This is a genomic window from Parapusillimonas sp. JC17 (assembly GCF_052180245.1).
In the GTDB taxonomy this organism is placed as follows: domain Bacteria; phylum Pseudomonadota; class Gammaproteobacteria; order Burkholderiales; family Burkholderiaceae_B; genus Parapusillimonas.
Window position 1 is genome coordinate 916,770 of record NZ_CP197474.1, and the last position, 26,330, is coordinate 943,099.

28 protein-coding genes and 1 pseudogene are annotated in these 26,330 nt (G+C 61.1%); 18 read left to right on the forward strand and 11 right to left on the reverse strand.

Annotated features, from left to right (window positions below):
- The first annotated feature begins 97 nt into the window (after window positions 1-97).
- Window positions 98-796 carry a 2OG-Fe(II) oxygenase gene (locus tag ACSBPU_RS04400; RefSeq protein WP_442598546.1) on the forward strand — a complete coding sequence of 233 codons (699 nt, stop codon included), beginning with the start codon at window positions 98-100 and terminating at the stop codon, window positions 794-796.
- A gap of 26 nt (window positions 797-822) precedes the next feature.
- On the opposite strand, the gene ACSBPU_RS04405 is transcribed toward ACSBPU_RS04400, so the two are convergent.
- Entirely contained in the window at window positions 823-1,302 is a 480-nt protein-coding gene (locus tag ACSBPU_RS04405; protein WP_442595939.1) for a VOC family protein, read from the reverse strand.
- Window positions 1,303-1,424: 122 nt separating this feature from the next.
- Here ACSBPU_RS04405 and ACSBPU_RS04410 point away from each other — a divergent pair, with 122 nt between their 5' ends.
- From ACSBPU_RS04410 to ACSBPU_RS04440, 7 genes are all read left to right on the forward strand, one after another.
- Window positions 1,425-2,339, forward strand: coding sequence for a DMT family transporter (locus ACSBPU_RS04410; protein WP_442595941.1), 915 nt, complete (start codon window positions 1,425-1,427; stop codon window positions 2,337-2,339).
- Between the two features lie 114 nt (window positions 2,340-2,453).
- Window positions 2,454-2,672 carry a hypothetical protein gene (locus ACSBPU_RS04415; RefSeq protein WP_442595943.1) on the forward strand — a complete coding sequence of 73 codons (219 nt, stop codon included), beginning with the start codon at window positions 2,454-2,456 and terminating at the stop codon, window positions 2,670-2,672.
- A 12-nt stretch (window positions 2,673-2,684) separates the two neighbouring features.
- Complete coding sequence (locus ACSBPU_RS04420; protein ID WP_442598548.1) at window positions 2,685-3,176, forward strand: GFA family protein; 492 nt, start codon at window positions 2,685-2,687, stop codon at window positions 3,174-3,176.
- Between the two features lie 12 nt (window positions 3,177-3,188).
- Window positions 3,189-3,647, forward strand: a complete 459-nt coding sequence (locus ACSBPU_RS04425) for a carboxypeptidase-like regulatory domain-containing protein (RefSeq protein ID WP_442595945.1) — start codon at window positions 3,189-3,191, stop codon at window positions 3,645-3,647.
- A 70-nt stretch (window positions 3,648-3,717) separates the two neighbouring features.
- Window positions 3,718-4,092: a hypothetical protein gene (locus ACSBPU_RS04430; protein ID WP_442595947.1), complete on the forward strand. Its 375-nt coding sequence runs from the start codon at window positions 3,718-3,720 to the stop codon at window positions 4,090-4,092.
- 11 nt (window positions 4,093-4,103) lie between these two features.
- Window positions 4,104-5,186: a hypothetical protein gene (locus ACSBPU_RS04435; protein WP_442595949.1), complete on the forward strand. Its 1,083-nt coding sequence runs from the start codon at window positions 4,104-4,106 to the stop codon at window positions 5,184-5,186.
- Window positions 5,187-5,646: 460 nt separating this feature from the next.
- The gene (locus tag ACSBPU_RS04440; RefSeq protein ID WP_442598550.1) at window positions 5,647-6,060 is read left to right on the forward strand and encodes a tripartite tricarboxylate transporter substrate-binding protein; all 414 of its coding nucleotides are present in this window, start codon (window positions 5,647-5,649) and stop codon (window positions 6,058-6,060) included.
- Here ACSBPU_RS04440 and ACSBPU_RS04445 read toward each other — a convergent pair.
- Window positions 6,037-6,213: pseudogene (locus ACSBPU_RS04445) on the reverse strand (helix-turn-helix domain-containing protein); the annotation flags it as partial. The gene ACSBPU_RS04440 and the pseudogene ACSBPU_RS04445 sit on opposite strands and share 24 nt — an antisense overlap.
- A 198-nt stretch (window positions 6,214-6,411) precedes the next feature.
- Complete coding sequence (locus ACSBPU_RS04450; protein WP_442595951.1) at window positions 6,412-6,831, reverse strand: PAS domain-containing protein; 420 nt, start codon at window positions 6,829-6,831, stop codon at window positions 6,412-6,414.
- A 207-nt stretch (window positions 6,832-7,038) separates the two neighbouring features.
- Here ACSBPU_RS04450 and ACSBPU_RS04455 point away from each other — a divergent pair, with 207 nt between their 5' ends.
- Entirely contained in the window at window positions 7,039-8,157 is a 1,119-nt protein-coding gene (locus ACSBPU_RS04455; protein ID WP_442595953.1) for a muconate/chloromuconate family cycloisomerase, read from the forward strand.
- A gap of 89 nt (window positions 8,158-8,246) precedes the next feature.
- Here ACSBPU_RS04455 and pcaD read toward each other — a convergent pair whose 3' ends face one another.
- The 3 genes from pcaD to ACSBPU_RS04470 are packed head-to-tail and all read right to left on the reverse strand — an operon-like array spanning window position 8,247 to window position 10,301.
- On the reverse strand, window positions 8,247-9,053 hold the full coding sequence (pcaD, locus tag ACSBPU_RS04460; RefSeq protein ID WP_442595955.1) for a 3-oxoadipate enol-lactonase: 807 nt from the start codon (window positions 9,051-9,053) through the stop codon (window positions 8,247-8,249).
- A gap of 34 nt (window positions 9,054-9,087) precedes the next feature.
- A complete protein-coding gene (gene catC, locus ACSBPU_RS04465) occupies window positions 9,088-9,363 on the reverse strand; it encodes a muconolactone Delta-isomerase (RefSeq protein WP_442595957.1) in 276 nt (91 codons plus the stop codon).
- A 20-nt stretch (window positions 9,364-9,383) separates the two neighbouring features.
- On the reverse strand, window positions 9,384-10,301 hold the full coding sequence (locus ACSBPU_RS04470; protein WP_442598552.1) for a Bug family tripartite tricarboxylate transporter substrate binding protein: 918 nt from the start codon (window positions 10,299-10,301) through the stop codon (window positions 9,384-9,386).
- 287 nt (window positions 10,302-10,588) lie between these two features.
- Here ACSBPU_RS04470 and ACSBPU_RS04475 point away from each other — a divergent pair, with 287 nt between their 5' ends.
- A complete protein-coding gene (locus ACSBPU_RS04475) occupies window positions 10,589-11,497 on the forward strand; it encodes a LysR family transcriptional regulator (RefSeq protein WP_442595959.1) in 909 nt (302 codons plus the stop codon).
- A gap of 27 nt (window positions 11,498-11,524) precedes the next feature.
- Here ACSBPU_RS04475 and ACSBPU_RS04480 read toward each other — a convergent pair whose 3' ends face one another.
- The gene (locus ACSBPU_RS04480; protein WP_442595961.1) at window positions 11,525-12,586 is read right to left on the reverse strand and encodes a maleylacetate reductase; all 1,062 of its coding nucleotides are present in this window, start codon (window positions 12,584-12,586) and stop codon (window positions 11,525-11,527) included.
- Between the two features lie 42 nt (window positions 12,587-12,628).
- Complete coding sequence (locus tag ACSBPU_RS04485) at window positions 12,629-13,645, reverse strand: tripartite tricarboxylate transporter substrate binding protein (protein ID WP_442595963.1); 1,017 nt, start codon at window positions 13,643-13,645, stop codon at window positions 12,629-12,631.
- A 166-nt stretch (window positions 13,646-13,811) separates the two neighbouring features.
- Between ACSBPU_RS04485 and ACSBPU_RS04490 the strand changes: the two genes are divergently transcribed.
- Window positions 13,812-14,804, forward strand: coding sequence for a LysR family transcriptional regulator (locus tag ACSBPU_RS04490; protein WP_442595965.1), 993 nt, complete (start codon window positions 13,812-13,814; stop codon window positions 14,802-14,804).
- Window positions 14,805-14,939: 135 nt separating this feature from the next.
- Here the strand turns inward: ACSBPU_RS04490 and ACSBPU_RS04495 are convergent, their stop codons facing one another.
- A complete protein-coding gene (locus ACSBPU_RS04495) occupies window positions 14,940-15,215 on the reverse strand; it encodes a hypothetical protein (RefSeq protein WP_442595967.1) in 276 nt (91 codons plus the stop codon).
- A 331-nt stretch (window positions 15,216-15,546) separates the two neighbouring features.
- On the opposite strand from ACSBPU_RS04495, the gene ACSBPU_RS04500 reads away from it, so the two are divergent.
- Genes ACSBPU_RS04500 through ACSBPU_RS04530 form a run of 7 tightly spaced genes read left to right on the forward strand, consistent with a single transcriptional unit; the run spans window position 15,547 to window position 23,725 of the window.
- Window positions 15,547-17,136, forward strand: coding sequence for an ABC transporter substrate-binding protein (locus ACSBPU_RS04500; protein WP_442595969.1), 1,590 nt, complete (start codon window positions 15,547-15,549; stop codon window positions 17,134-17,136).
- Window positions 17,137-17,159: 23 nt separating this feature from the next.
- Complete coding sequence (locus tag ACSBPU_RS04505; RefSeq protein ID WP_442595971.1) at window positions 17,160-18,128, forward strand: ABC transporter permease; 969 nt, start codon at window positions 17,160-17,162, stop codon at window positions 18,126-18,128.
- Window positions 18,125-19,036: an ABC transporter permease gene (locus ACSBPU_RS04510; RefSeq protein ID WP_442595973.1), complete on the forward strand. Its 912-nt coding sequence runs from the start codon at window positions 18,125-18,127 to the stop codon at window positions 19,034-19,036. Before ACSBPU_RS04505 ends, ACSBPU_RS04510 begins: the two co-directional genes overlap by 4 nt.
- Complete coding sequence (locus ACSBPU_RS04515; RefSeq protein WP_442595975.1) at window positions 19,033-20,016, forward strand: ABC transporter ATP-binding protein; 984 nt, start codon at window positions 19,033-19,035, stop codon at window positions 20,014-20,016. The genes ACSBPU_RS04510 and ACSBPU_RS04515 overlap by 4 nt, the downstream gene beginning before the upstream one ends.
- Before the next feature lie 29 nt (window positions 20,017-20,045).
- Window positions 20,046-21,107 (forward strand): ABC transporter ATP-binding protein, encoded by a 1,062-nt coding sequence (locus tag ACSBPU_RS04520; RefSeq protein ID WP_442598554.1) that lies wholly within the window; start codon window positions 20,046-20,048, stop codon window positions 21,105-21,107.
- Window positions 21,104-22,768 carry an amidohydrolase gene (locus ACSBPU_RS04525; RefSeq protein WP_442595977.1) on the forward strand — a complete coding sequence of 555 codons (1,665 nt, stop codon included), beginning with the start codon at window positions 21,104-21,106 and terminating at the stop codon, window positions 22,766-22,768. The genes ACSBPU_RS04520 and ACSBPU_RS04525 overlap by 4 nt, the downstream gene beginning before the upstream one ends.
- 6 nt (window positions 22,769-22,774) lie before the next feature.
- A complete protein-coding gene (locus ACSBPU_RS04530) occupies window positions 22,775-23,725 on the forward strand; it encodes a CobW family GTP-binding protein (RefSeq protein ID WP_442595979.1) in 951 nt (316 codons plus the stop codon).
- 120 nt (window positions 23,726-23,845) lie between these two features.
- Here ACSBPU_RS04530 and ACSBPU_RS04535 read toward each other — a convergent pair whose 3' ends face one another.
- Together ACSBPU_RS04535 and ACSBPU_RS04540 are read right to left on the reverse strand one after the other, a co-directional pair.
- Window positions 23,846-25,102 (reverse strand): D-amino acid dehydrogenase, encoded by a 1,257-nt coding sequence (locus ACSBPU_RS04535; protein WP_442595981.1) that lies wholly within the window; start codon window positions 25,100-25,102, stop codon window positions 23,846-23,848.
- A 124-nt stretch (window positions 25,103-25,226) separates the two neighbouring features.
- Complete coding sequence (locus ACSBPU_RS04540) at window positions 25,227-26,132, reverse strand: LysR family transcriptional regulator (protein ID WP_442595983.1); 906 nt, start codon at window positions 26,130-26,132, stop codon at window positions 25,227-25,229.
- Between the last annotated feature and the right edge of the window lie 198 nt (window positions 26,133-26,330).

Sequence of the window (26,330 nt, forward strand, 5' to 3'; positions counted from 1 at the left end):
ACGGGGTCTGACCCCATGACCCCCACTTCTTGAAGTCGTGCCATTGGAATTAGACCCGTCTTTTATCGCTAACAGGAGCTGGATCTTGACCGTGCCAATGCAATCGTTCGACCGGCTGGACTGGCCAAGCATCGCCAGCCAGCTCGACATCGAAGGCTACGCCTTGCTGCCAGGGCTGCTGTCCCGAGAGAAGGCGCAAGGCCTGATCGCCCGGTTGGGCACGGACGCGAGCGGACTGCGTCGCGAGCCTCTGGCTTCAAGCGGCCTGGGGTGTGGCGATCTATTCTATTTTGAGGACCCGCTGCCAGTACCGCTACCGGCTTGGCGCAGTGGTTTCTATCGCCATCTGGCACCCATCGCGAATCGTTGGAACGAAACGCTGGATATGCCGTATCGCTATCCGGCTGAACTCGACGAATTTCTTCAGCGCTGTCGCGAGGCAGGCCAGGCCAGAGCGCTCTCTCACCTGAGCCGGCTGGGCATGGCGGATTATCTGGCCTTGCATCAACGCAAGGAAGGCGCACATGTCTTCCCGCTACAGATCGTGGTCCTGCTGGCCGAGCCGAGTTCGGATTTCGAGGGAGGCGAGTTCGTCATGACGGAGCAACGCCAGCGCATGCAGTCGCGTCCCATGGTGCTGCCGCTGAGGCTGGGAGATGCCGCCATCATCAGCACCGCGCACCGTCCTTTCAAGGGCGGCAAGGGCTATTACCGCGTCAACCTGAAGCACGCCATCAGCCGCGTGCGTCGCGGCGTGCGCGTGGGGCTGGAATTGTCCTTCCACGATGGGCCGTGACGGCGCGCACAGCGGCGCCCGCCAGTTCAGCCGCGCCTGGCCGTCTCTATCGCCGCGATATCGATCTTTCCCATATCCATCATGGCCTCAAAGGCGCGCTTTGCTGCGGCCTGGTCGGAATCGGTGATCGCCGCCGTCAGGGCACGCGGCGTGATCTGCCAGGACAGTCCCCATTTATCCTTGCACCAGCCGCAGGCGCTTTCCTTCCCGCCATTTTGAACTATTGCGTTCCACAAGCGGTCCGTTTCGGCCTGGTCATCGGTGGCAACCTGAAAGGAAAACGCCTCATTGTGCTTGAATGCGGAGCCGCCGTTCAAGCCCAGGCACGGTATGCCCATGACGGTGAATTCGACCGTCAACACATCGCCTTGCTTGCCATCCGGATAGTCGCCGGGCGCATGATGGACGGCGGTAACCGCGCTGTCCGGAAATGTTTCGGCATAGAACTTCGCGGCCTCCAGCGCCGTACCGTCATACCAGAGGCAAACCGTATTCTTGCTGACCATCTTGATTCTCCTGAAAAAGGGTATATGCCGCAGTCGGCAATCCGCATACCGTTGCGTGGCTTATGCGTGCACAATTGCGTTTCGTAAGTCCCAACGGTAGCTTACGCCCTAGGAATCAATACATGAATGCACAAACACCCGAGCCCCGCCGAGCCTCACGTCTGTTTCCTCTGCTGCTTCTGCTTGGGGGCGGGGTTCTGCTGGGCCTGTCGGTGAACCTTGCCAAGCTGGCCGGGCATGTCGGGTTGACTCCCCTGGCGTTTTTGGCTTGGTCGATCACAGGCGCTGCATTGATATTGCTGCTCATGGCGGTGTTGCGTGGCAACCCGCCGCCCGTCGACAGGCGCTGCCTGCGTTATTACGTGATATCCGCCGTGGTCAGCGTCGCCGGCCCGAATCTCGTGTTTTTCTCGGCCATTCCGCGTGTGGGCGCGAGTTTCGTGGCGCTTATCATCACCTTGCCGCCACTGTTGACATACATTGGCGCGCTGGCCTTTGGCTTGGAGCGTTTCCAGGCCATCCGTGCAATGGGCGTCGCAGCAGCGCTGGCGGGTGCGGGTGTCCTTGGGGCAAGCCAGCTGGCTGCGCCGGACGCGGACGTATTCTGGATTCTTCTGGTTTTTGCCGGTCCTATTCTGCTGGCCATAGGAAATCTGTATCGAAGCCTGGGCTGGCCCGAAGGTGTTTCCAGCGAGGCGCTGGCGCCGGGCATGCTGTTGGGCGCCGCCGTCATGCTGATGCTGGCCGGCCTGCTGCCGGGCCATTCGCTCGCCATACCGCTGGATTCGGGTACGGCGCTGTTGGTGATTGCCGCCCAGACGGTTGTCTTTGCCGGTCAATTCCTGGTGCTTTTCCTGCTGCAAAAAACCGGTGGCCCGGTCCTGCTGAGCCTTTTGGGATCGGTGGGTGCTGTGGTTGGCGTGCCGGTGGCCATTTTTTTACAGAACGAGGCTGCGCCGCAAGGCCTGTTGCCTGGGGCGGGATTGATTGCGCTTGGCGTCGCTCTGGTTGCGCGGGGCCAGGCCCGGCGCAGCTAGCCTATCTGTGGGCATCCTATTTGCTGGCCGTTGTCCTCCCGGCGTGCTGCCATTGGCTGGTGGAACTCGAATCCGCCAAATTGCACGCTGATATGCATACTTGAAGAGGCAGGCATGATGGATACGGACAAGCCGCAAGGCCAGAAGGGCGGGGCGCCCAGCCAGCCCAAAGCCACAGAGGGGCGCGACAACGACTTGGAGAAGACGGGAACCGACGACCGGCCACGTTGGGAAGACGAGTTGCTTGGAAACTTCTTGCAGGACCCGTCGCCGGAGGGACAGGGAAGCCGGGAGGAAAAAGGGGTCGTCCCGGGCAAGAAGAAACGAGACTGAAGGGGTGCCATGATGCTATTGAAAGGATCTTGTCATTGCTCAGCCGTACGGTTCGAAGTCCAGAGCGTCAATCCCTACCCTTACCAGCGCTGCTATTGTTCCATCTGCCGCAAGACGCAGGGCGGCGGTGGATATGCGATCAACATCAGCGCCGATGCACGCACCATGAAGGTGGCCGGCGCCGAGCATGTTTCCATTTATCATGCGCTGCTGCCGCAGCCGAACAGCGATAAGCGGCGTGCAAGCAGCGGCGAGCGCCACTTCTGCAGTCGCTGTGGCAGCGCCTTGTGGCTCTTCAGTCCGGAATGGCCGGATCTCATTCACCCCTTTGCCTCGGCCATCGACACCGCCTTGCCCATACCGCCCGAGCATACTCATCTTTTCCTGGACTCCAAGGCGTCCTGGGTTGAGATCGAGTCACATCCTTCGGACAAGATGTTCGAGGCCTACCCGGAAGAGTCCATTGCCCAATGGCATGAGAGGCTGGATTTGAATGCGAAATAAATGGAGATCACGATGGCGAAAAAATACTTGAATCGTTCCTCAGTTGCCCTGGCGACGTTGATATTGGCTGGAGCCGCAGTGGCCGGCGCCGCGCAAGCGCAGCTTCCGCCGGCGCAGACCGCCAATGGCATCCAGTACGTGACGGGCGGCTTCGGCCAGGAAGAATCCAGCGCGTTCAAGCAGGCGCGGTCCAGTTATGCGCTGGCATTGACCTTCGCCGTCAGCGGCGCGGGCAGCACATCGTCGCCTTATGCCGGCAATGTGCAGGTACTCGTGCGCAACGCACAGGGTGGCACGGTTCTGAACGCCACGTCGACCGGCCCTTATTTTCTGGTGAACCTGGAACCGGGGACCTATCGGCTTGACGCGACATATGAAGGCGATACGCAGTCCAGGGAAGTGGCCATTGCACAAGGCAAGACCGCGGATCTCAAGTTCACCTGGAAACGACCGGCCGCCGGTCCCGACTGAGGCCGCGGACGATATGGGTTCGACTATACTGCCGGCATAGTCCCCTGGCAGGCTGCGGTAGGAGAACCCATTGATCGAACAGAGCGCAAGCGACCTCCGAACATTCATTCCCGCGCAGGATTTCGCGCTATCCAAGGAGTTCTACTCCGCTCTTGGTTGCGAATTGGCTTGGTCTGACGAAGGCCTGGCGCTGTTTCGCATTGCAGGATCCGGATTCTACCTGCAGCGCTATTACGTAAAAGAATGGGCCGAGAACTGCATGCTGCATATGTCCGTGAAAGACGCAGCCCGCTGCTTTGCGGACATCAAAAATCTGCTCGGATCGGGCCGCTTCCCTTCCGCTCGTGTCGTGCCGCCCAAACACGAGTCTTACGGTGCTCTGGTCACTTATGTCTGGGATCCATCAGGCGTCCTGCTGCATCTGGCCCAATGGGATGAGTCCTAAACGCACTAACTATGAAAACACTGTTTTGGGCTGCGTTGCCGGCCTTGCTGTGCGCCTTGCTGATTACGGGCTTGTCCAAACCCAAGCCACTGGAAGTGCAACTGATGCATTTGCAGCTGGAACAGGCTGCGCCGGCCATGGCCGGCGAGCTGGCGGCTGAATCCGCCGAACTGCAGGCGCTTTTCCTTGAGTATGCCGATGACGAAGTACTGATCGCCAAGGCAAGGCTGGCATTGCTGCGCTATCCCGATATGGCCCGCCCCATTCTTCTGGCTTTCGGAGACTGGCCCGAGTTTACCGGGGTGCTCAGGCGCTACGGTGAGGACGTCATTCTGCCCATTCATTACTTTCTTGAGCACGAAGTCTTTACGCTGGAGCTGATGCACGGCCTTGGCGAAACGGCCCGGTCGGCGATGAGTGCCATGCGGCGTTGGTGGGGCGACGAGTCCGCTCGAAGCGGCTCATCCGCCGCGCTCTCCAGTGAGCAGCGAGGCGAGTTCGCCATTCAGTTCCTCAAGGCGGAGGGTTACGACTTTCTTGGACAATTCGTGGTGAACGCGAATGGAGAAGTCCGATGGCTGCAGACGGAGCGTGTGCTGGAAGGCATCAATAGTTTCTTTGCCGGCGGCGTGAAAGGGCTTGAAACCAAGCTGCGTCGCGACGAAGCGATTGCAATGGGCGACGTGGGATGGGCCGCGCTGGATGTAGCGATCGGCGTAGGCGCCTTCAAGATATTGAGATTGGGCAGGACCGGCGCGGCGGGTGGCCGCTCCCTGACGTTTTCACAGCGATCCGCGGCGCTTGCCACGGGCTTGTGGCGTGGAACCACGGTAGGAGCCAGGCTGGTGAAGTACGGTGCCCCGGCAGTGCTGGCTTATGTTGCTATCCGGCACCCGAGCGTCATCAATTCCATGCTTGGGTCCGTGGCAGAAAAGCTGGGCGTGCCGACGGCACTGGTCCAGGTGCTGGGCTGGACGCTGGTGCTGCTTCCCGTCATGCTGCTGCTGCGTTTGCTCCTGAGGCCGCTTGCCTGGCTCCTGGCGGGGACCGCGGCCGCGCTGCGCTGGTCGGACGCGAGGAAAAGAACGCCGTAGGCGACTTCAATGGGCCGGCCCACACGCCCCATGGGGCTTTTTTGCCCTGCTTTGCCGCGGCATGGTGCGCTTCATTGCATCGGGAAAAACGAAAAGTGTTTTTATACTGCGCGTCTATAAAAATCGCAGTCGCGGCTGTAGCCTCGCATTACTGCTTATGCCGTGCATGATGAGCAGGTGCAACGACCGTTAACCATAAAGCACCGGAGACACCAGTGAATAACATGTCGCGTCGTACTGCGTTGAAGTTTCTTTCTTTGCCATGGTTTGCCGGTGCTTGCGGCAGTGTCTTTGCAGGGAGCGATCCATCCCGGCCCGTGCGCTTGCTGGTGGGATTTGCGCCGGGTGGGGGGACAGGCCAGCTGGCGCGGTTGGTTGCGCAGGCCATGACTGAAAAAATGGGCCAAAGCGTAGTGGTCGAGAACAGGCGTGGATCACGCAGTTGAGCGCAACGCCCCTCGTGTTGCTGGCGAACAAGGATTTCCCGGCCGGCACGATATCCGAGCTCATCGAACTGGCGAAGCAGCAGCCTGGCAAGCTGAACTATGGCTCTTCGGGTCCCGGAGGATCCATTCATCTGTCGGCGGTGCTGATTGAGAAAATGGCCGGTATCAGCATGGTCCATGTTCCCTATAAAGGAATCGCTCCGGCGCTTACCGACCTTATCGCAGGAAGAATCTCCCTGATGTTTGCCGACCCCTCCATGGTCCCGTATGTCAAGGATGGCAGGGTAAAGGCAATAGCGGTAAGTTCCACCGAACGCATGCCCGTGCTGCCTGATGTTCCGACCATTGACGCCCAGATACTCCTCGAGGTTCCGAACGCATGTGCTGACCGTTGCATTCGCCAGGTTCAACGATTCCGACGCACGTGAAAAGCTGCCGCACTCCGCGACGCGGATGAAAACCTCCATGGCCCATAGCCGGTCTATTTTTTCTTCGCACCATCCGTCTCCATACCACATGGCACTGGCCGCTGTGTCATGATGAGTATATTCGACGGCGTATGTGGCGTGGCGCGTGCGCATCTGCGATTTCTGCTGTAGGGCCTGCACGGCAATCACAGCTGCCGGCAAACAGCTTTCAAAGAAAAAGCCGCCTTCGCAAGCCACTTTCGTGCCGATGTGGGTTATTGAATTCTAAAAGCTGATCGTCTGCCATCATCAAAGATAATGGTTCCGTCGCTTGCCATGTAGAGCTAATGGCTGACGGAACCGGCTCCGCCCTTACGGCGATGTTGCATGACCGCTGCGCGCGGCGCGTTCCTTTTCCACCCGCGCGGTGACGTCGCGCGCCATGGCGACCGAACCGATGGCATGGCCGTCAGCATCCTTGACGAGCGCGAAAGTCATTTCGACATAAAGCTTGCGGCCATCTTTGTGCGCGGCCCGGGTTAGCGTGGGCCGTCCATGGAGCTTGGTCGTTCCGTTGGCGATGGCCAGGTCGTAGCCGGCCCAGTGGGCCGCACGCAGGTGCGGAGGAATGATCAGGTCCAGGCTATGGCCAAGCGCATCGTTCGCGCCATGGCCGAAGAGCTCGCCGGCTGCGAGGTTCCAGCGCACGATCCTGCCTTCACGATCGGCATAGATAAGAGCGTCGGAGACCTGTTCGATGATCCATTCCGCAAGCAATGCGGGCTCGTTCATGATGTGTTCCGGGACTGAAGTTGCGGCGGCGTCCATTGTCCTCCCGGGGATGGCCGCCGTCAAACGGCGTAACGGCATGGACTATGTCGTGAAGCGATCCGATACCTTATGAGTATGGTTCGCGACTTAATCCATATTAGACCTGTCGCTTGGCGGTATCTATACTCGTTTGGAACATATCGCCACCATTTCCCAGAGTTGATCGCAATGCATGCCACTGTAGTTGAAGTCACCACCCATATTCTCGACATACCCACGATCAGGCCTCATAAGCTTTCGGTCGCCGTCATGGAACACCAGAGCATGGTTCTGGTCCGTCTCAAGACTTCCGACGGCATCGAAGGCATTGGCGAAGCAACGACGATCGGGGGGCTGAACTACGGCGCCGAAAGCCCGGAAAGCATCAAGGTGAATATCGATACCTACATCACTCCGTTGCTGCTAGGCCAGCCGGCCTATAACCCGGGAGCGCTGATGGGCCGGATCGCCAAAGCGGTGAAGAGCAATCATTTTGCCAAGAGCGCCGTCGAAACGGCGTTGTACGACGCGCTGGGCAAGCGTCTGAGCGTGCCGGTAAGCAGCTTGCTGGGCGGTGCGGTGCATAAAGAGGTGGGCGTGGCATGGACACTGGCCAGCGGCGACACGCACAAGGACATCGCCGAAGCGCAGGAAATGCTGGGCACCCGGCGGCATAATATTTTCAAGCTGAAAGTAGGTCTTAAATCCTTCAAGGAAGACCTGCGGCATATTGCGGCGATCAAGAAAGCGGTCGGTGATGACGTCAGCGTGCGCATCGACGTCAATCAGGGCTGGTCGGAATGCCAGGCCATGGCGGCGCTGCGTCCGCTTGCCGATGCCGGAGTCGATCTGGTCGAGCAACCCATTCATGAAAAGAATCTTGCAGGCTTGGGTCGTCTTTGCGGTCAGGGCATCCTGCCCATCATGGCCGACGAAGCCTTGCAAGGTCGCGAAGACGGCTTCGCGTTGGCCTCAGCCCATTGCGCCAACGTGTTTGCCATCAAGATAGAGCAGGCCGGGGGCTTGCGCGGTGCGCAGGACCTGATGGGCATCGCTCAGGCCGCGGATATCGCCCTGTACGGCGGCACCATGCTGGAAGGCCCGGTTTCGACCATCGCCGCGGCGCATCTGTTCGCAACCGTCGGCAGGCTGGAATGGGGTACGGAGCTTTTCGGACCTCTGCTGATGAAAGACAACATCCTGGCGGAGCCGCTGGATTACACCGATTTCACCCTCAAGCTTCCACAGGGACCGGGACTGGGTATCGCGCTGGATGAGGATAAGGTGCGCCACTACGCGCGGGTGTGAAGGGGGGTGGGGTCAGACCCTGTACATTCATTGGGGTCAGACCCTTGGGTCTGACCCCTACGAAGTTCATCAGGTTCGGTGAGCCGGGGTCAGACCCCGTACGGGGTCTGACCCCTTCGATTTGACCCCAAGAACGCGATCAGCGCTTCATTGAAGGACGCCGCCGCTTCGATGTTGGAAAGGTGGGAGGCCGGGAGGTCGATGCGCGTCGAGCGCGGGATGCGGTCGGCCATGAAGTCCGCGTCGTCGGGCGTCGTGACCGGATCATGGCTGCCGGCGACGACCAGTGTGGGGGCTTCGATGTTCCTGATGTCCTCGCGCAGGTCGGCGACGGCCAGGGCGTCGCAGCATGACGCATAGCCTTCCGCGTCCGCGCCATGCAATGCCTGCAGCAAAGGAGCGACGGCCTCTGCGTTGGCTTGGACATACTCCGGCGTGAACCAGCGCGATTCCGCGCCTTCTGCAACCGGACGCATGCCCTGCGCGCGTACCGTCGCGGCACGATCGCGCCAGCCCTGCTCAGTACCGATGCGTGCGGCGGTGTTCGCGAGGATCAGGTGGGTAAAGCGTTCCGGCGCGTGGATGCCCAGCCATTGCCCGATGAGTCCTCCCATCGAAATGCCGCAGAAAGCGGCTTGGCGTATGCCCAGATGATCCAGCAGGCTCAGCGCGTCTTGGCCCAGCTGCGCCAGCGAGTAAGGCCCCGTGGGCTTGGAGGATTGCCCGTGCCCGCGGGTGTCGTATCGAAGCAACTGGAAGTGGCCGCCCAGTGCTTCCTGGGGCGACCACATCGAATGTGACGTACCCAATGAGTTCGAGAGCACCAGTACCGGTGCGCCCGATTTGCCGCTGAGCGAATAAAAAAGATCTTCTTGGTCGACGCGAATGGTGCTCATGTCTATCAGTAATTCGTTGACGCGAATATAGGCGCTAGATGGCGGACGGATGCCGGCACAGCGCGGTGACGCTGATGTCCATGTAAGGAAACAAGGGCAGTTCGCTCAGCAGGGTGTGCAGTTCTTCGTTGCTTTCAACGTCGAAGATGCTGACGTTCTTGTACTCGCCCACCACGCGCCAGATATGCGCCCATTTGCCGGAACGCTGCAGGGATTGGGAATACGCCTTCTCTTTTGCCTTGATTTCGCTGGCGACCTCCGCAGGCAGGTCCTGGGGGATATTGACGGTCATTTCAACCATGAAAAGCATAGTGATTCCTTGATGCTGAATTAATCGATGGAAATGCCGGTTTCCGCGATGACTTTCTTCCACTTGGCGGTTTCATCAGCCATGTAGCTGCGAAGTTCCTCGGGTGTGCTGCCGATCTTCTCGGCGCCGATGGTTGCAAAGATCTGCTTGACGCGGTCGGTCTCCATGGCCTTGAGCATGGATTGGTTCAGCTTTGCAATGATCTCGGGCGGTGTGCCGGCCGGTGCGAAGGTGGCGAACCAGGGAGTCAGTTCGTAGCCTTCCATGCCGCTTTCGGCAACGGTGGGCAAATCGGGAAGCACGGAGGACCGCGTCTTGGTGGTGATCGCCAAGGCCTTGAGCTTGCCGGTTTCAATATAAGGTTTGGCGGAAGTGATGCTATCGAACATGTAGTCGACTTGCCCGCCCATCAGGTCGGACACGGCCGGGCCGCTGCCCTTGTAAGGGATGTGCAGCATGTCCAGCTTGCCTGTGTAGGTGAACAGCGCGCCCGCAAGATGGATCGACGTCCCTACGCCCGCCGACGCGTATGTGAAGTCGCCCGGTTTCTCTTTGGCTTGACGGATGACGTCTTCCAGCGAGTTGACGTCCGTGCGGCTTGCTTGCGTCACGAGTATGTTCGGCACTGCGGCCAACAGCGATATCGGCTCGAAATCCTTGATGGGATCGTACTTCAGGCCTGAATACAGGAAGGGATTCACGGCCATGCCGTTGGCGGCGATCATGATGGTGTAGCCGTCGGGCTTGGCGCGCGCGACTTGGGTCGCGCCGATGTTGCCGCCGGCGCCGGGCTTGTTTTCCACCACTATGCTTTGGCCAAGGTCCTGGCTCATGGAGTCGCTGAGCACGCGTGCGATGGCGTCCATGGCGCCGCCCGGCGGGAAGGGGACGATCCAGGAAATCGTGCGTTCAGGATAGCTGTCCGCATTCGCGGCCATGGCCTGAGGCGCTGCGCCGATGGCGATGGACAGACCGGCAAGGGCAAAGCCCGCCTTGGACGCGCCGGAAAGTACTTTGGTGCCGATGATTGCCGCAAGGCGATTCTGCTTCAAGATGAGCTCCTGTGGTATTCGGATGTTGATGCGCGGATACGGGGGCTGCCGGGACATTCGGTCCGGCTGCGTGAGGCATGCCCGGTATCGCATTGATGTGACGATTATCAGGTTGCGGTCACAGCTTGTCTAAGACTATATTTATTTCAATCGATACTTATAAGGTATGGGAAATGGAGCTCAGGCAAATCCGGTATTTTCAGCGGGTTGCGGCCGAATTAAGCTTTACACGCGCGGCCAAGGCATTGCATATGGCACAGCCGCCACTCAGCCGGCAGATCAAGATGCTCGAAGAGGAAATCGGGGTCAGTCTCTTCGAGCGGGCCGGCCGTGGCATCCGGCTGACGGACGCCGGCCGTTACTTTCTCGACCAGACGGATCTGATGATGCGGAAGTTGTCTGAAACCGTGCAGGCCACGCAAAGAATCGGACGCCAGGAAAAACGCCGCTTCGGCGTGGGTTTCGTTCCTTCGGTCCTTTATGGATATATGCCGGGCTTTATCCGCCGCTTGAGGATGCTGGATCCCAACGTGGAAATCAGCCTGGCCGAAATGATCACCCTCCAGCAGTTCGAGGCGCTGAAGACCGGCCGTATAGATATCGGGATCGGGCGCATTCTGCTGACCGACCCTGAAATAGAACGCCTGGTGTTGTGGGACGAGCGACTGATCGCCGCAGTACCGCGCGAAAGCGGCCTGGCGTCCCGTTCTGGCTTGACGGTCGAGCATATTCTTTCCGAAACGCTCATTCTTTATCCGGCGCGTCCCCGACCCAGCTATGCCGATCACGTCCTCGACATTTTCCAGCGCAATGGCGCGGCGCCGGAGCGGGTAAAAGAGGTGAACGAACTGCAGACCGCCGTGGGCCTGGTCGCGGCGGGTGTGGGCATTGCGATCGTGCCGGAGTCCGTGCAAGGCCTGTTTCGAGACGAGGTGGTGTATCTGCCCATCGTCGAGCCAGGCTTTTCGTCGCCGATCATGCTGAGCTGGCGCAAGAACGATCGATCCGAATTCCTGCAGGCGACGCTTGCATTAGCGCGCGGGGTCAGCCCCCATTCGGGGTCTGATCCTGTCGTGTCCTGAGATAGGGGTCGGACCCCATGGGTCCGGTTAAGGGCGCCGCCCTTCATAAGCATTCTGCAGCAATTGCCGCAGCGGCCGGCGTTCAATGGGTCGCGGGTTCCAGTATGGATTGGCCAGTGCGATATCCACTGCGCGATCCAGGTCTTCTTCGCGCATGCCGAGTTCTTTCAGCGTGGTCGGCGCGCCCAGGTTGACGGCGAGGTCGAACAGGCTCGCTGCGGCGGAGGCGCCAGTGTTGCCCAGCGCTTTCTGGATGGCCGCCATTGCCTCTTTCGCTTCTGGCGCGTTGTAGGCCATGGCGTGTGGAAGAACGACCGTATGCGTTTCCGCGTGCGGAAGGTTGAAGCTGCCGCCCAGAGTGTGGCAGAGCTTGTGATGCAAGGCCATGCCAACATTGCCCAGCACGGTTCCGCACAGCCAGGCCCCATAAAGCGCCTGATCGCGGCCTTCACGATCATTGGCGTCGGCACGTATCAATGACAAGCCCCGTGCCACGGCGCCGATACCTTCCTGCGCCATGAGGCTCATGATCGGGTTGGCATCCTGCGCATAAAGCCCTTCCGCTGCATGCGCGATGGCATTCAGGCCGCTGGTGATGCTGACGGAAACAGGAAGCGCATGCGTCAGGTCCGGGTCATAGATGACCGTGCGGGGCAGCACGCGGGGATCCCGGCCGGTTTGTTTCAGGCCGCCGTCCGTCATGCCGTAGATGGAGGTCATTTCCGATCCGGCGTATGTCGTCGGTACGGCCAGGATGGGCAGGCCGGTTTCCAGTGCAATGGCTTTCGCCAGGCCTACGGTCGAGCCGCCGCCGATCGATACCAGCCCGTCCGCCTTCATTTCATGGCCTTGCGCCAATGCCGCACGGACGGTTTCGACCGGTACGTGCATGCGGGCCGCATCGAAGATGCCCGCCGCATTGGCGCCCAGGAGATCCGCCGCGAACTCCGCCTGGTCGCGTTGGGGTCCGGTGCTGAGCACCAGAGCTCTTGTGATGCCCAGACCCTGGGCTTCTTCATTCAGGTTCCGGATGCTTCCCGGTCCGAAGAGAACACGTTGGGGCTGGCTGGTGTAGACGAAATGCTTCATGGCCTTCAATCGAAATATGGAGTATTGGCGGCGGAGCGGAGTTTATTGCTGGCCGATTTTCTTGTCGGCGATCAAGCGGCCCCACCGTTCGGATTCGCTGTTGATCAGGGCATTCATTTGATCCGGGCTGCCGGCCACGACTTCGAACCCGCCCTCATTCAGCCGGGCGGCGATTGCGGGCGTCTTCAGCGTTGCGTTGACGTCGTCGCTCAGACGCTTGAGGACGGCTGCGGGCGTCTGGGCTGGAGCGATCATGCCCACCCATGAATAGATTTCGAAATCCTTGAAGGTGTCGGCGATTGCCGGGACATCCGGCAACTGGGCAGCTCGCGTTTTCGAGGTTACGCCCAAAGCGCGCAGCTTGCCTGCCTGCACGTGGGGCAGCACCAGGGGGAGGCTGGCGATCATCGAATCAACATGCGCGCCCATCAAATCCGTCATGGCGGGGCCGCCGCCCTTGTACGGGGTATGCAGGGCGCTGGTCCCGGCGGTTTCATGGAACAGTTCGGCGGCCAGATGGTTCGAGCTGCCCGCGCCTACCGAGGCGTATGACACGGTGTCCGGCGTTTTTGACGCGTTGATATAGTCCTGCAGGGTTTTATAGGCCGACGAGGCGGGCACGACGAGGACCATGGGGGAGCGCACCATGTAGGACACGCCGGTCAAGTCCTTGGAAGGCGAGTAAGCCAGGCTGGGGTAGATGTGGGCTTCCGTCGCGTACGAATCGAACACCATGCCGACGCGATAGCCGTCCGGCTGCGCCTTGGCGACGGTGCCCGTGCCGATGGTGCCGCCGGCACCGCCGCGGTTTTCAACGATCACGGTCTGTTTCAGCCGGGCGCTCAGCTCCTCTTGCACTTGGCGCGCCACATTGTCGACGGTGCCGCCTGGTGCAAAAGGCACGACGACGATGACTTGCTTGGCGGGATAGTCCTGAGCCAAGGCATTGGCGCCGCAAGCCAGGCCCATGCCGATGGCGGCGGCCGCCCGGAGCAGTTGGCCGGGAAGCTTGTTGCGAACGGACGGGGTGCTGGTTGTGGAGTGAATTGTTGCGGACATGGATAGTGCCTCCGGGCGAATGCGACATGACTGCATGGCTGTAGCGGAGCAGCTTGTCTATTTTTGTGAATTTTGCGAAGATAAAAAAGAATATGTAGTCTAGTATTGGGTAGATTAGCCGCACAATCCCATCTAAACGCAAAATGCTTTTGCAGGGTACGCATAAATGGAAACGGAAAAATTCTCCGAGCACATGTCGGTGTTTGTACAGGTCGCCCAGGCACGCAGCTTTTCGGCCGTGGCGCGGGGCATGGGCATGGCGGCGTCGTCCGTGTCGCGCCAGATCGACGCGCTCGAGGCCGAGTTGGGCATATGCCTGTTTACCCGGTCGACGCGTGCCCTGGTATTGACGGATGCCGGAGAGCTGCTGTTCGAGCGCGCGGTGAAGATTCTGCAAGACATGGCCGACGCGCGCGACGAGCTCATTTCAATGGAGCGTAACGTGACAGGCGTGTTGCGCGTCAGCTGTCTGCCGGCTTTCGGACGACGGCATGTCGTGCCGCATCTTTCAAGTCTTTTCGAACAATATCCCAAGCTCTGCGTAGAGCTGGAATTGACGGAGCGCATCGTCGACCCCGTCGTCGATCGCGTGGATGCGGTGCTGAGGGTCGGGCAGCAACCCGATAGCTCGCTCATCAGCCAAACCATCGCCAGCCAGCGCTATGTCATCTGCGCATCGCCCGATTATCTGCTGCGGCACGGAACGCCCGCCACCGTCCAGGAACTGAACCACCATCGCCTGATTGACCGGGGCCACAGAACCAGCATGAGAGGCTGGCGCGAACTTTTCAGCAAGGACCAGGTCTGCGAGCAGGCGTTCGCATTTCAATGCAACGATTGCGACTCGCGCCGCCAGGCAGTGCTTCAGGGCCTGGGCATCGGGCTCGTGCCCGACTGGTCTATAGGAGAAGTCATCGGGGCGGGCAGGGTGGTCGAACTCCAGCTGGACGACTTGATCCCCCAGCCTGAAACCGGTATCTACCTGCTGCGTGCGCTTCCGCGCGCCAGCCTGAAGCTGCGGGCGTTCTCCGATCATCTGATTCGCCATATTGGCAGCCCGCCGATATGGCAGCAGGCAATGGCGCGGGTACGCCCGCACCCGCCCGCGGGATCAGACCCCGCACGGGGTCTGATCCCTTCCATCCACGCGGAAGCCTGATCCGTCGGAGGGGACACACCCCATGCGGGGTCTGTCCCCCGGTACATGGGTTTTGGGGTCAGACCCCATGCGGGGTCCGACCCCTCGGTCGGTGGGCTTTGGGGTCAGACCCCGTACGGGGTCTGACCCCTCCCTCTATTTGGACCGGGTACCCGACCGATTGTCCACGGGTGGGGCGCCGGGCGTTGCTCGTCCGGGGTCCGCTGCGTCCTCCGGCTCGATGCCCGGCGGAAAATTCACTTTCGTGTTGGGGGAATTGGGGTCCACGGGCGCATTCATCCAGGAACGGTGTTTCCCTTGGACGGACTCTTTCACCTTCTCATGCTCTTTCTCGGTGGTTTCTTTCTCGAAAGAAGACCGGCGGGTTTCCGGGGGCTGGTCGCTTTTCGTCTTGTCGGCGGGATTGGTCATGGCATGCCTCTCATCAGGGTTGTGCGAGGATGCAGCAAGTGCCGTTCCGAGCAAGAAACAGCATTGGGGGTCAGACCCCGTACGGGGTCTGACCCCTGCTCTCGATCCCTGCAACATTGGGGTCAGACCCCATACGGGGTCTGACCCCAGTTACCCCGCTCTCGGTGTTTTCCCCTAGATTGCTTGGATGCCGGCCTGCGCAGCCTGAACTGGCCCCATTGAAATCGGTGCCTTGGTCCTATGGCTGCCGGATTGCCCGATGCTATGTTGACTTGGCCCAGTAGAGCGTAGTGTGTGCTTATTGCGACGTCCACATCCAAAGGGGAAAAACATGCGCAGTTTCCGAAACAGCATCGCGCTGGCCGCGATGTCATGCGTTGTGTCATTAGCGGGGGCCGGCAACGTAGTCGCCCAGGAGCAGCCGAAACAAGGCGGGACATTGGTATTGGGTACTTACCAGGCGCCCCGTCACTTGAACGGAGCGGTGCAGTCCGGAATGGCGACCGCGCTGCCCAGTACGCAGCTGTTCGCGAGCCTGGTGCGTTTCAACGACAAATGGGAACCGCAACCCTACTTGGCCGAGTCCTGGCAGTGGTCGGACGATGGCAAGGCGTTGACCGTCAAGCTGCGCGCAAACGCGGTTTTCCACGATGGTAAGCCCATCACGTCCGAGGACGTCGCTTTTTCCATCATGTCGAACAAGGCCAATCATCCGTTCCAGGCCATGTTCGGAGCCGTCGAAAGCGTCGAAACGCCCGATCCCCACACGGCGGTGTTCAAGTTGTCGCAGCCCCATCCAGCGCTGCTGATCGCCTTGTCGCCGGCATTGTCGCCCATCATTCCCAAGCATATCTACGGCGACGGCACCGACCTGAAGTCGCATCCGCGCAACTCCCAGAACGTCGTCGGCTCCGGCCCATTCAAGCTCAAGGAATTCATTCCCGGCAAGGAGGTCGTGCTGGAGCGATTCGACAAGTTCTTCCTGGAGGGCAAGCCTTACCTGGACCGCGTGGTCATTCAGATCAACCCGGAAGACACCACCCTTCTGATCGGGCTGGAGCGCGGCGATCTCCAGATGCTGCCATTCGCGGGAGACGTGACCGTACTGCGCCGGGCTCAGACCAACAAGGACCTGGTCATGCTCGATAAGGGCTACGAGGGCATCGGTGCCGAGGCATGGCTGGCCATCAATACGACCAGGAAGCCGCTGGACGACAAGCGCGTCCGCCAGGCCATTGCCTATGCGCTGGACAAGAACTTCATCACCAAGGCGCTGACCGCGGGGTTTGCCAAGCCAGCTATCGGGCCCATCATCAGCTCCAGCCCCTTCGCTGCTCCGGATGCCAATCCCTACAAGCTGGATCTTGAAAAGGCCAAGCAACTGCTGGACGAAGCCGGACTGAAGCCCGGAGCCAACGGCGAGCGTTTCAAGATCACGATAGATATCCTGCCCGGCACCGTGGCCGTCAGCAAGAACGTGGCGGAGTACGCACGGACGCAGCTCAAAAAGATCGGCGTTGGTGCAGACCTGCGCACATCCGCGGATTTCCCCTCATGGGCCAAGACAGTGGCCAACCACGATTTCGACATGACCACCGACATCGTATGGAACTGGGGAGACCCCGTCATAGGCGTCCACCGCACCTATCTGTCTTCGAATATCCGGCCCATCGTCTGGACCAATACCCAGTCTTATCGCAATGAGAAAGTCGACGAAATACTGGCGCAGGCCGGCATCGAGCAGGATGCGGGCAAGCGCAAGGCACTCTATGCCGACTTCCAGCGGCAGGTGAACGAAGATGCACCCATCATCTACGTGGCCGAAGTCCCCTATCACACCCTGGTCAGGAAGAATGTCGGCAATCCGCCGACCAGCATATGGGGACCGCTCTCGCCGCTCGATGAGGTCTACCTGAAGTAAACACGGTAAACGGACGGATTCCGATGCTGCGTTATGTATTGAAGCGATTGGCGTACGCCGTCATCTTGCTGCTGGCGGTCCTCACGCTGAACTTCCTGCTCATCCACGTCTCGCCCGGCGATCCGGTCGAGACGCTGGCGGGCAGCATGGGTGGGATGACTGAAGAGCTGCGGCACGAACTGCGGCAGCAGTTCGGCCTCGACAAGCCCTTTATCGTTCAGTTGGGCATATACCTGGGCAAGGTGCTGCAAGGCGACCTGGGGCAGTCCTATTATTTCAATGCCTCCGTCGCCTCGCTGATCTGGGAGCGGGTGCCCGCAACGCTGCTTCTTGTCGTGGTGTCCATACTGCTGGCATTTTTTGCCGGCACCCTGCTGGGGGCCTTGGCCGCCAGGCGTCCCAACGGATTGCTTTCCCAGTCGGTCACCGTGCTTTCGATTGTCGGCTATTCAGCTCCGGTGTTCTGGACCGGCATCGTGCTCATCATCCTTTTTGCGTCGGTATGGCCGATATTTCCAGTATCCGATATGCGTACCGCGGGCATGGACGCGGGTGGCTGGGCTGGTATCCTCGATGTCGCGATGCACCTGGTGCTGCCGGCCTTCACCCTGGCGTTTGTCTACCTGGCTCAATATAGCCGCCTGGCACGCGCCAGCATGATGGAAACGCTGTCGTCCGACTACATCCGCACCGCGAGGGCCAAGGGCTTATCGGAAGCGGTGGTCTTGTACAAGCACGCGTTGCGCAATGCCGTCCTGCCGGTGATCACCATGCTGGGCCTGCAGTTCGGCAATGTGCTTGCCGGTGCCATCCTGGTCGAAACGGTCTTCAATTGGCCGGGCCTGGGGCGGCTGGCTTTTGATTCCGTGCTGCGCCGCGACTTTCCCACTTTGCTGGGCATCCTGTTCTTTGCATCATTGATGGTGGTGGTGATGAATCAGCTTACGGACGTCGCCTACCGCATCATCGACCCGAGGATCAAGACATCATGACGGACTCCTCGGCGGCGGCCCGGAAAGACGCGCGGATGGTCCCCCAGGCCGGGCCGGCAAAGCCGCCTGGTCAGCTGCGCGAGGCCTTGCGCGTATTCTGCCGCAATCCATCCGCAGTCTTCGGTTTCCTGCTCTTGCTGGCCATCGTCTGCATCACGATTTTCGGGCCCATGGTCATGGGGGTCGACCCTTTCGACATGGTCGGTCCGCCCATGGAGGCGCCCGGCTCGGAATTCGGCCTGCTGGGTACCGACTATCTTGGAAGGGACCTGCTGGTCGGCCTGGTGTACGGAGGGCGGGCCACATTGCTGGTCGGCGTGGTCGCGGCCGTCCTGTCGGTGGTGATCGGCATCGTGGTCGGCGCCCTGGCCGGCTACTACGGCGGATGGGTCGACGAAGCCCTGATGCGGGTTACCGAGTTTTTCCAGGTGCTGCCCACATTGCTGTTCGCCATGGTGCTGGTGACATTGTTTTCGCCCACGCTTTGGACTATTTCCATTGCCATCGGCATCGTCAGCTGGACGGGAACGGCAAGGCTCGCCCGCGGCGAGTTCCTGCGCTTGAAGCAGCTGGACTACATCCTGGCGGAGCGCGTCGTCGGTGCCGGCAACGCGCGCCTGATTTGGAAAGTGATCCTGCCCAACGCCATGGCGCCCTTGATCGTGTCCGCGACATTGGCCATAGGCACGGCGATCCTGTTCGAGGCCGGACTGTCCTTCCTGGGCCTGGGCGACCCCAATATGATGAGCTGGGGCTTGATGATAGGCAACAACCGTTCTTATATTCTGGTGGCATGGTGGGCCGTCACCTTGCCCGGCGTCGCCATTTTCCTGACGGTCCTGGCGGTCAGCCTGATCGGCGACGGACTGAACGACGCCTTGAATCCCCGTCTGCGAGAGCGGTCATGAGCGCCGTGCTGTCCGTAAAGGGCTTGGCGGTAGAGCTGGCGACCCGGCGTGCTACCGCCTACATCCTGAACGACATCAGCTTCGACGTCTGCCCCGGTGAAACCGTTTGCCTGGTCGGTGAATCAGGATGCGGGAAGAGCATGACGGCACTGGCCATCATGCGCCTCATTCCGGAACCCGGACGCATCAGCGCCGGCGCGGTGGCGCTGAAGGAGACCGATCTCGTCAAGGCGAATCCCGCTCAGATGCGGCGCGTGCGGGGTAACAAGATATCCATGATCTTCCAGGAACCCATGACCGCATTGAATCCGGTCTATACCGTCGGCGATCAGATATGCGAACCCTTGAGACTCCATCAGGGGCTGAGCCGCGACGAGGCGCGCGGCAAGGCGCTCGAGATCCTTCAATCGGTGGGCATACCGGCGCCCGAACGCCGCATCGACAACTATCCCCACGAAATGTCGGGCGGGATGAGGCAGCGTGTCATGATCGCCATGGCGCTGGCCTGCGACCCGGACGTCCTGATTGCCGATGAGCCCACCACGGCGCTCGACGTGACCGTCCAGGCCCAGATCTTCGATCTGCTGCGTGAGCAGCAGCGGCGGCGCGGCACCGCCATCATCATGATCACGCACGACATGGGCGCCGTCGCCGAAATGTCGGATCGTGTCGTCGTGATGTATGGCGGACGCGTGGTGGAAGAGGGCATCACCGCCGAGATCCTCGCAAGCCCGCGCCATCCATACACGCAAGGCCTGATCGCCTGTCTGCCCGAACTCGACCCGGCACCTTCGGACCATCGTCCCGATCTGCCGGAGATTCCCGGTATCGTGCCATCGATATGGAATCGTGGCGAAGGATGTCCGTTTGCGGATCGTTGCGACCACGTGATGCCGCAATGCCACCAGGCTTTTCCACCATCCTTTCAAATGGGGCCGACACAGAAAGTGGCCTGTTGGCTGTATGAGGAGCGCACATGAGCGAGCCCCCGCAAGTCGGCACACACACCATGCAGGCTTCCAATGGCAAGGAATCTGTATTGTTGTCGGTGCGCGACCTGAAAGTTCATTTCCCGATAGGCAGGCGTCGGGCGGACGGAACGCGAGACAAGGTCCATGCCGTGGACGGCGTCAGCTTCGAGATACGTCGCGGGCGCACCATGGCGATTGTCGGCGAGTCCGGCTCGGGAAAGACCACCACCGCTTTATCCGTCATGCGTCTGGCTCCGGTCACCGCGGGCACCATCACGTTCAACGGCCTGGATCTGACCGCGATGGAGGGCGATGCCTTGCGCCGGCAGCGACGGCACTTTCAACTCGTATTCCAGGATCCCTATTCATCGTTGAATCCGCGTCAACGCGCCGGGGAAATCGTGCGCATGCCGCTGATGCTCATGGGTATCGGCACGCCCGCACAGCAGCGCGAGAAGGTCAATGAACTCTTCCGCATCGTCGGCCTGCGGGAAGATCAGCAGGTATTGTTTCCCCACCAGTTTTCGGGTGGACAGCGACAGCGCCTGAATATCGCGCGCGCCCTGGCGACCGATCCCCAGCTCGTTGTCTGCGATGAGCCCGTCTCGGCACTGGATATCGCCATTCGGGCTCAGATATTGAATCTGCTGCGCAAGATTCAACGCGAGCGCGGGCAGTCTTTCTTGTTCATCAGCCATGACATGGCGGTGGTCGAGCATATCTGCGATGACATTGCCGTCATGTACCTGGGCCAGATTGTCGAACAGGGGGCGCGCAACGCCTTTTTTTCCCGGCCTCTGCATCCATACAGCGTGGCGCTGATGTCGGCCGTGCCGACTGTCAGCGGCGGCCGCGAGAAGGCCGCTCAGCGCATCAAGCTTAGCGGCGACCCGCCCAGCCCCATCAATCCACCGGCTGGTTGCCGTTTCGCGGGGCGCTGTCCCGCCACGCAGGCGCTGTGCGAGCAGTCTCCTCCGGCGTTGCGGGAGGTCGTGCCGGGGCATAAGGTTGCTTGCCACTTCGTCGAGGTCGAAGACGGACGGATCACGGCGCCGCTGGATGGGCGCATCGCATACGGAAACACGGAGCAATTGGCATGAATGATCAAGTTGAGCAGCAGGACGTCACGATCTACCGGGCGAAGAAAATCCTGACGATGAATCGCTCCCAACCGGAAGCCACGCACGTCGCGGTGCGCAGCGGGCGGATACTCGCGGTGGGAACGGAGGAACAGGCCGCCGCATGGCAAGGCGCCCGACATGACGAGCGCTATGCCGACAAGGTGCTCATGCCCGGTCTGGTGGAAGGGCATTGCCATCTGCATGAGGGCGTCGTATGGCTGTATGTCTACGTCGGCTTCTATGATCGCCGCGGCCCCGACGGAAAGATCTGGCGCGGCCTGAAAACCATAGACGAGGTGGTCGCTCGCCTGCGGGAGGCCCAGGGCGCGCTCCAGGGCGGCAAGCACCTGATCGGCTGGGGCTTCGATCCCATCTACTTCGGATCCCGGCGCATGTCGGTGCAGGATCTGGACAAGGTATCCGAAGACCGTGCGGTCGTCGTCATGCACGCCAGCATGCATTTGATGAACGTGAACGGCAAGGCGCTGGAGATGGCGGGCATCGACCGTGACACCGATATCGAAGGCATCTCCAGGTTCGCCAACGGTGAGCCCACCGGAGAGCTCTGCGAATTCGCCGCGATGTTTCCGGTGACCCGGCTGATCGGTAATCCGTTCCGCGTCCTGGGGCAGAGCCCCGAGTGTCTGGCGATGTTCGGCCAGGTGGCGCAGGTGGCGGGCGTGACGACCGCCACGGACCTGGTCAACGAACTGCACGACGAAGGCATCATGTCGATGGCAGCCACCACGCGCCGCGATGATTATCCGGTGCGCATCGTTCCTGCGGCTTCCGGCATGTTCTTCGGCCGCGATACAGAAGCCTGCATGAACAAGCTGGCTTTGCTCAAGCAGAACAACCACGACAAGATGCGTCTTGGCATTGTCAAACTGGTGGTCGACGGTTCCATCCAGGGTTTCACCGCCCGGCTGTTGTGGCCCGGCTACTTCAACGGCGCGCCCAATGGCATATGGGTCACAGCGCCGGACGACTTGAACTACATCGTCGAACAGTACCACCGGGCCGGCATACAGCTGCATATCCACACCAACGGGGACGAGGCCACCGAAGTCGCGCTGGTGGCGCTGGAACGCGCGTTGACGCTGCATCCGCGATTCGATCACCGCCATACGCTGCAGCACTGCCAGATGGCGTCGCCGGCGCAATTCCGGCGCATTGCGAAGCTTGGGTTGTGCGTCAACCTGTTCGCCAATCACATTTTCTACTGGGGCGATGCCCACATGGAAATGACCATGGGCCCGGACCGCGCCAATCGCATGAACTCATGCGCGACGGCGGAACGCCTGGGTGTGCCGTTTGCGATCCATTCCGATGCGCCCATTACACCCATCGGGCCTCTGTTTACGGCATGGTGCGCCGTGAATCGCCGGACTGCATCCGGCCGGATACTGGGCGAAAGCGAGCGCATCAGTGTCGCGTCCGCTTTGCGCGCGGTTACACTGGGCGCCGCCTATACCTTGCACATGGATGGTCTCATCGGATCCATCGAGATCGGCAAGTTCGCCGATTTTTGTGTGCTGGGCAGCGATCCGTCCCGGGCCGAACCCGAGGCGCTCAAAGAAGTCGCGATCGAAGGCACCATGGTGGCCGGCCACGCGTTCGAAGCGCCCGGCAAGCATTGAGCCGTCGTGGTTGAGCGCATACCTTTAGTAGTCCTGGGCGGCTTTCTGGGCGCCGGAAAGACCACCTTGCTGAATCATTTGCTGACTCGGTCGGCCCGCCGGGTTGCCGTCATGGTCAATGATTTCGGCCCCATCAACGTGGATGCCTCGCTTATCGCCTCGCATGACGGCGAAACGCTCAGCCTGACGAACGGCTGCATCTGTTGCTCCATCGGCTCGGGCCTCGATGATGCATTGATTCGCGTGCTCGAGCGTAAGCCTCTGCCGGACTTGATCGTCATCGAGGCGAGCGGTGTGTCTGATCCTGGGCGCATCGCGCAGGTGGGCTTGTCTGATCCGATGTTGCAGCTGGAAGCTGTGGTGGTGATGGTCGATGCGGGGCGGATCATCTCCCTGCTGGATGATTCTTTGATGGGTGATACCGTGGCGCGGCAGATTCGGGCGGCGGGGCTGGTGGTGATGAACAAGACGGACCTGCTGGAGCCGGACGAGGCCGATGAGGTGGAGGCCCGGCTGCGCGAGCGGTATGGAGCCTTGCCTTTCTTGCGCGCCAGTTTCGGCCGCGTGCCCCTGGAGCAGATTCTGGCCGGAGGTGCGCCGGCAAGCCATGCTTCGGACGACGGAGAGCACGATCATCATCAGGACGATCCGGACCATCCTTTCGAGGGCGGCCTATGGTCTTCGCCCGGCGTGCTTGACGCGGATGCGCTGATCGCCGCGCTCAAGGGGCTGCCATCCGAGGTGATACGGGTCAAGGGCAGGGTGGTGACCGACCGGCATGGCCCGGCGATAGTGCATCTTGCGGGAGGCCGCGTCCGCATCGAGAAATCGCCCGGCTTTGCGGCCACGCAGGGCAATGAGCTGGTTTATATCGGCTTGCGAGGCCGGGGCATCCATGCAACCGTCGCCGGGCACCTCGACGCATTGATTCAGGGTCAGACCCCTTGCGGGGTCTGACCCCAACTCGATTCGCAGAAAGGGGTCCGACCCCATACGGGGTCGGACCCCTCGGCCTGGTTCGCAGCGTCATCATGAAACGGGGTCCGACCCCGTATGGGGTCGGACCCCATGCGATTCTCAACGTTCAGCGAAAGGCCGAGGATCGATGGGCGCGCGGTCGCCTTGCAGCTGGGCGCCCAACAGGGCCGCGCTGCCGCATGCCAGGGTAAAGCCCAGCGCTCCGTGCCCGATGTTCAGCCACAGATTATCAGCGGCCTTGCTGCGTCCGATGATGGGCTTGCTGTCGGGCGTGGCGGGGCGTTCGCCCGACCAGCCGACCGCCTCGTCCACGGCCAGTCCTGGAAAAGTTTCCTTGACCTGGTTTTTCAGCTGGCCGATGCGCTGCGGGTTCGCGGCCCCGGGGTCGCCGCCTATGTCCACCATGGCGGCAATGCGCAATACCGGACCGATCGGCGCGTAGACGATGCGTCTTTCATAGTCGGTGACGCTGATTTCAGGCGCTGCGGCTTCAGTGCCCTGTGTCCGGGGAACACTGAGGCTGTAGCCCTTGAGTCCATAGATCATGGCGTTGCCGCCCTGTTGCCGCAGCAGCTTGCGCGCTCCGAGGCCATTGGCGAGGATGAATTGGTCTGCCTCGATTTGCCCGCCGTCGGCGAGTTCCGCGGCAACGATCCGGCCTTCGCGCTGCACCAGGCGACTGACCTGCGCATGGTTGCGTATCGTCACTTGCGGATGCTTGGCCAGGGCATCGTACAGCGCTTTGGTGAACAGATAGCAGTCGCCCACTTCTTCGCCGGGCGTATAAATGCAGCCGGCCAGCGAGGTGTCCAGGCCCGCCAGCGAAGGCTCCAGGTCGATGGATTCCGCCCGGCTCAGGACTTTTTGCTGCGCGCCATGCGCCGCCTGGTATTCGACCAGCTTGCGTGCCTTTTCCAGGAGTTCGGGGCTGCGGTAGGCAATCAGCTTGCCGTTCGACCGGTGATGGAACTCAAGGGGCGTTTCGTCCATCCAGCGATGCAGGGTGTCGCGACTGAGATAGGACAGGGTCAGCATGGCAGCAGTGGTCCGCTTGGCGGTCGTGCCGTCGCAATTGCGCAGGAAACGCAAGCACCAGCGCCACTGGTGTACGTCCATGCGAGGGCGGAAGCGCAACGGAGACCGGCGATCCAGCAACCACTTCGGCAGGCTGGGGAGCACGCTCGGGTCCGCCAGTGGCGCGACATAGCTGTAGCTGAGCTGGCCGCCGTTGGCATAGCTGGTGCCCAGGCCCGGGCCGTCGCCCGCTTCCAGCAGGGTGACTTTGATGCCCTGACGGGCGAGTTGCCAGGCGGTGGTGGTGCCGATTACCCCGGCGCCCACAATACATACGTGCATGGTTGCATGGACCGAAAACGTGGATGACGATTGATTCTCACACGGGCGGCCGGGAAGGCGCCAATAGCTCTTTGCACGGCACCCATGCCATTTGGCTATGGCTTTGCGCTTGGCCTGACGGCGCCTAGCCGACGTAAGGCTGTGCGGAGAGCGTCCGGCATAAACGGCGTAATTGATCAATGAACATGAGATCGATCTCCCGCTGGGGCACCGATGAATGGGTAATGACGTTGATGGGGACGGGAATGGCCGGGTCCAGGGGACGCAGTATGTTGCCGGGACGCAGCATTGCGCGTGCCGTGATGGCGTCGACGACGGTGTCGCCGCAGCCCGCCTGGGCAAGCGCGCAGGCGACGTAATGGGTTTGCACCTGTATGTTGGGCCGCATGCTGAGATTCGCGCTGCTGAGCGCATCGTCCAGCAAGGCGCCGGCGCGGTCATGCATGTCCAGCATGATGAGCTGTCGCGTCGCAAGTTCCGCCAGATCGATGGCACGTCCGGCGAGCTCGGCGTCTTCGCTGGCGCTCAGGTAGACCAGTTCCGTCTGGCCCACGGTTGTTTTATCTATACCGGGATGGTCGGCGGCATCGAAGGTGATTGCAAGGTCGAGTTCCCGCACGTGCAGCCGTTCTACCAGCTCGGAGCTGTGGTAGGTATGGACGTCGAAGACGACGCCGGGCTGTTTTTCGCGGCTGTTGCGTATGGCCTGCGGCAGCAACCCCAGTCCGATGGCGGGCGCGCATCCGACACGCAGGTGGCCTTGCGGATGGCGCTTGATGTTCTCGGCCAATCGGCGCACCGAGGCCATGTCCTGGTTAAGCCGGGCGATGTGCGGCGTCAGTGTGTCCAGCTCCGGTGTCGCGTGCAGCCTGCCTTTGATGCGCCGGAACAAGGAGAATCCGAGCTGGGCTTCGGCATGCGCCAGGATCTTGCTGGCGGCCGGCTGCGAAATATGTAGCAGATTCGCAGCCTGGGTCAGCGACCCCGTCCGCAGGACGGCATTGATGAGCTCGATATGACGTAGCCGCACGTTATTTTCCGTTTAGGTTGGCCTGAAGGGGGTCCGACCCCATGCGGGGTCGGACCCCGACCTCTTGCATCGTTTCCGAGGGGGTCAGACCCCATACGGGGTCTGACCCCAAGGTTTTCACCGCGTCCCCGGGGTCAGACCCCGAATGGGGTCTGACCCCTTCATAACATACACATTTTCTCTGCATTTTGTATTAGA

What these genes read in the sequence shown, in the direction of transcription:
- ACSBPU_RS04400 (WP_442598546.1), top strand. Translation starts at nt 98, where the DNA reads ATGCAATCGTTCGACCGGCTGGACTGGCCAAGCATCGCCAGCCAGCTC.
- ACSBPU_RS04405 (WP_442595939.1), bottom strand. Translation starts at nt 1,302, where the DNA reads ATGGTCAGCAAGAATACGGTTTGCCTCTGGTATGACGGTACGGCGCTG.
- ACSBPU_RS04410 (WP_442595941.1), top strand. Translation starts at nt 1,425, where the DNA reads ATGAATGCACAAACACCCGAGCCCCGCCGAGCCTCACGTCTGTTTCCT.
- ACSBPU_RS04415 (WP_442595943.1), top strand. Translation starts at nt 2,454, where the DNA reads ATGATGGATACGGACAAGCCGCAAGGCCAGAAGGGCGGGGCGCCCAGC.
- ACSBPU_RS04420 (WP_442598548.1), top strand. Translation starts at nt 2,685, where the DNA reads ATGCTATTGAAAGGATCTTGTCATTGCTCAGCCGTACGGTTCGAAGTC.
- ACSBPU_RS04425 (WP_442595945.1), top strand. Translation starts at nt 3,189, where the DNA reads ATGGCGAAAAAATACTTGAATCGTTCCTCAGTTGCCCTGGCGACGTTG.
- ACSBPU_RS04435 (WP_442595949.1), top strand. Translation starts at nt 4,104, where the DNA reads ATGAAAACACTGTTTTGGGCTGCGTTGCCGGCCTTGCTGTGCGCCTTG.
- ACSBPU_RS04450 (WP_442595951.1), bottom strand. Translation starts at nt 6,831, where the DNA reads ATGAACGAGCCCGCATTGCTTGCGGAATGGATCATCGAACAGGTCTCC.
- ACSBPU_RS04455 (WP_442595953.1), top strand. Translation starts at nt 7,039, where the DNA reads ATGCATGCCACTGTAGTTGAAGTCACCACCCATATTCTCGACATACCC.
- pcaD (WP_442595955.1), bottom strand. Translation starts at nt 9,053, where the DNA reads ATGAGCACCATTCGCGTCGACCAAGAAGATCTTTTTTATTCGCTCAGC.
- catC (WP_442595957.1), bottom strand. Translation starts at nt 9,363, where the DNA reads ATGCTTTTCATGGTTGAAATGACCGTCAATATCCCCCAGGACCTGCCT.
- ACSBPU_RS04470 (WP_442598552.1), bottom strand. Translation starts at nt 10,301, where the DNA reads ATGGCCGCGAATGCGGACAGCTATCCTGAACGCACGATTTCCTGGATC.
- ACSBPU_RS04475 (WP_442595959.1), top strand. Translation starts at nt 10,589, where the DNA reads ATGGAGCTCAGGCAAATCCGGTATTTTCAGCGGGTTGCGGCCGAATTA.
- ACSBPU_RS04480 (WP_442595961.1), bottom strand. Translation starts at nt 12,586, where the DNA reads ATGAAGCATTTCGTCTACACCAGCCAGCCCCAACGTGTTCTCTTCGGA.
- ACSBPU_RS04485 (WP_442595963.1), bottom strand. Translation starts at nt 13,645, where the DNA reads ATGTCCGCAACAATTCACTCCACAACCAGCACCCCGTCCGTTCGCAAC.
- ACSBPU_RS04490 (WP_442595965.1), top strand. Translation starts at nt 13,812, where the DNA reads ATGGAAACGGAAAAATTCTCCGAGCACATGTCGGTGTTTGTACAGGTC.
- ACSBPU_RS04495 (WP_442595967.1), bottom strand. Translation starts at nt 15,215, where the DNA reads ATGACCAATCCCGCCGACAAGACGAAAAGCGACCAGCCCCCGGAAACC.
- ACSBPU_RS04500 (WP_442595969.1), top strand. Translation starts at nt 15,547, where the DNA reads ATGCGCAGTTTCCGAAACAGCATCGCGCTGGCCGCGATGTCATGCGTT.
- ACSBPU_RS04505 (WP_442595971.1), top strand. Translation starts at nt 17,160, where the DNA reads ATGCTGCGTTATGTATTGAAGCGATTGGCGTACGCCGTCATCTTGCTG.
- ACSBPU_RS04510 (WP_442595973.1), top strand. Translation starts at nt 18,125, where the DNA reads ATGACGGACTCCTCGGCGGCGGCCCGGAAAGACGCGCGGATGGTCCCC.
- ACSBPU_RS04515 (WP_442595975.1), top strand. Translation starts at nt 19,033, where the DNA reads ATGAGCGCCGTGCTGTCCGTAAAGGGCTTGGCGGTAGAGCTGGCGACC.
- ACSBPU_RS04520 (WP_442598554.1), top strand. Translation starts at nt 20,046, where the DNA reads ATGCAGGCTTCCAATGGCAAGGAATCTGTATTGTTGTCGGTGCGCGAC.
- ACSBPU_RS04525 (WP_442595977.1), top strand. Translation starts at nt 21,104, where the DNA reads ATGAATGATCAAGTTGAGCAGCAGGACGTCACGATCTACCGGGCGAAG.
- ACSBPU_RS04535 (WP_442595981.1), bottom strand. Translation starts at nt 25,102, where the DNA reads ATGCACGTATGTATTGTGGGCGCCGGGGTAATCGGCACCACCACCGCC.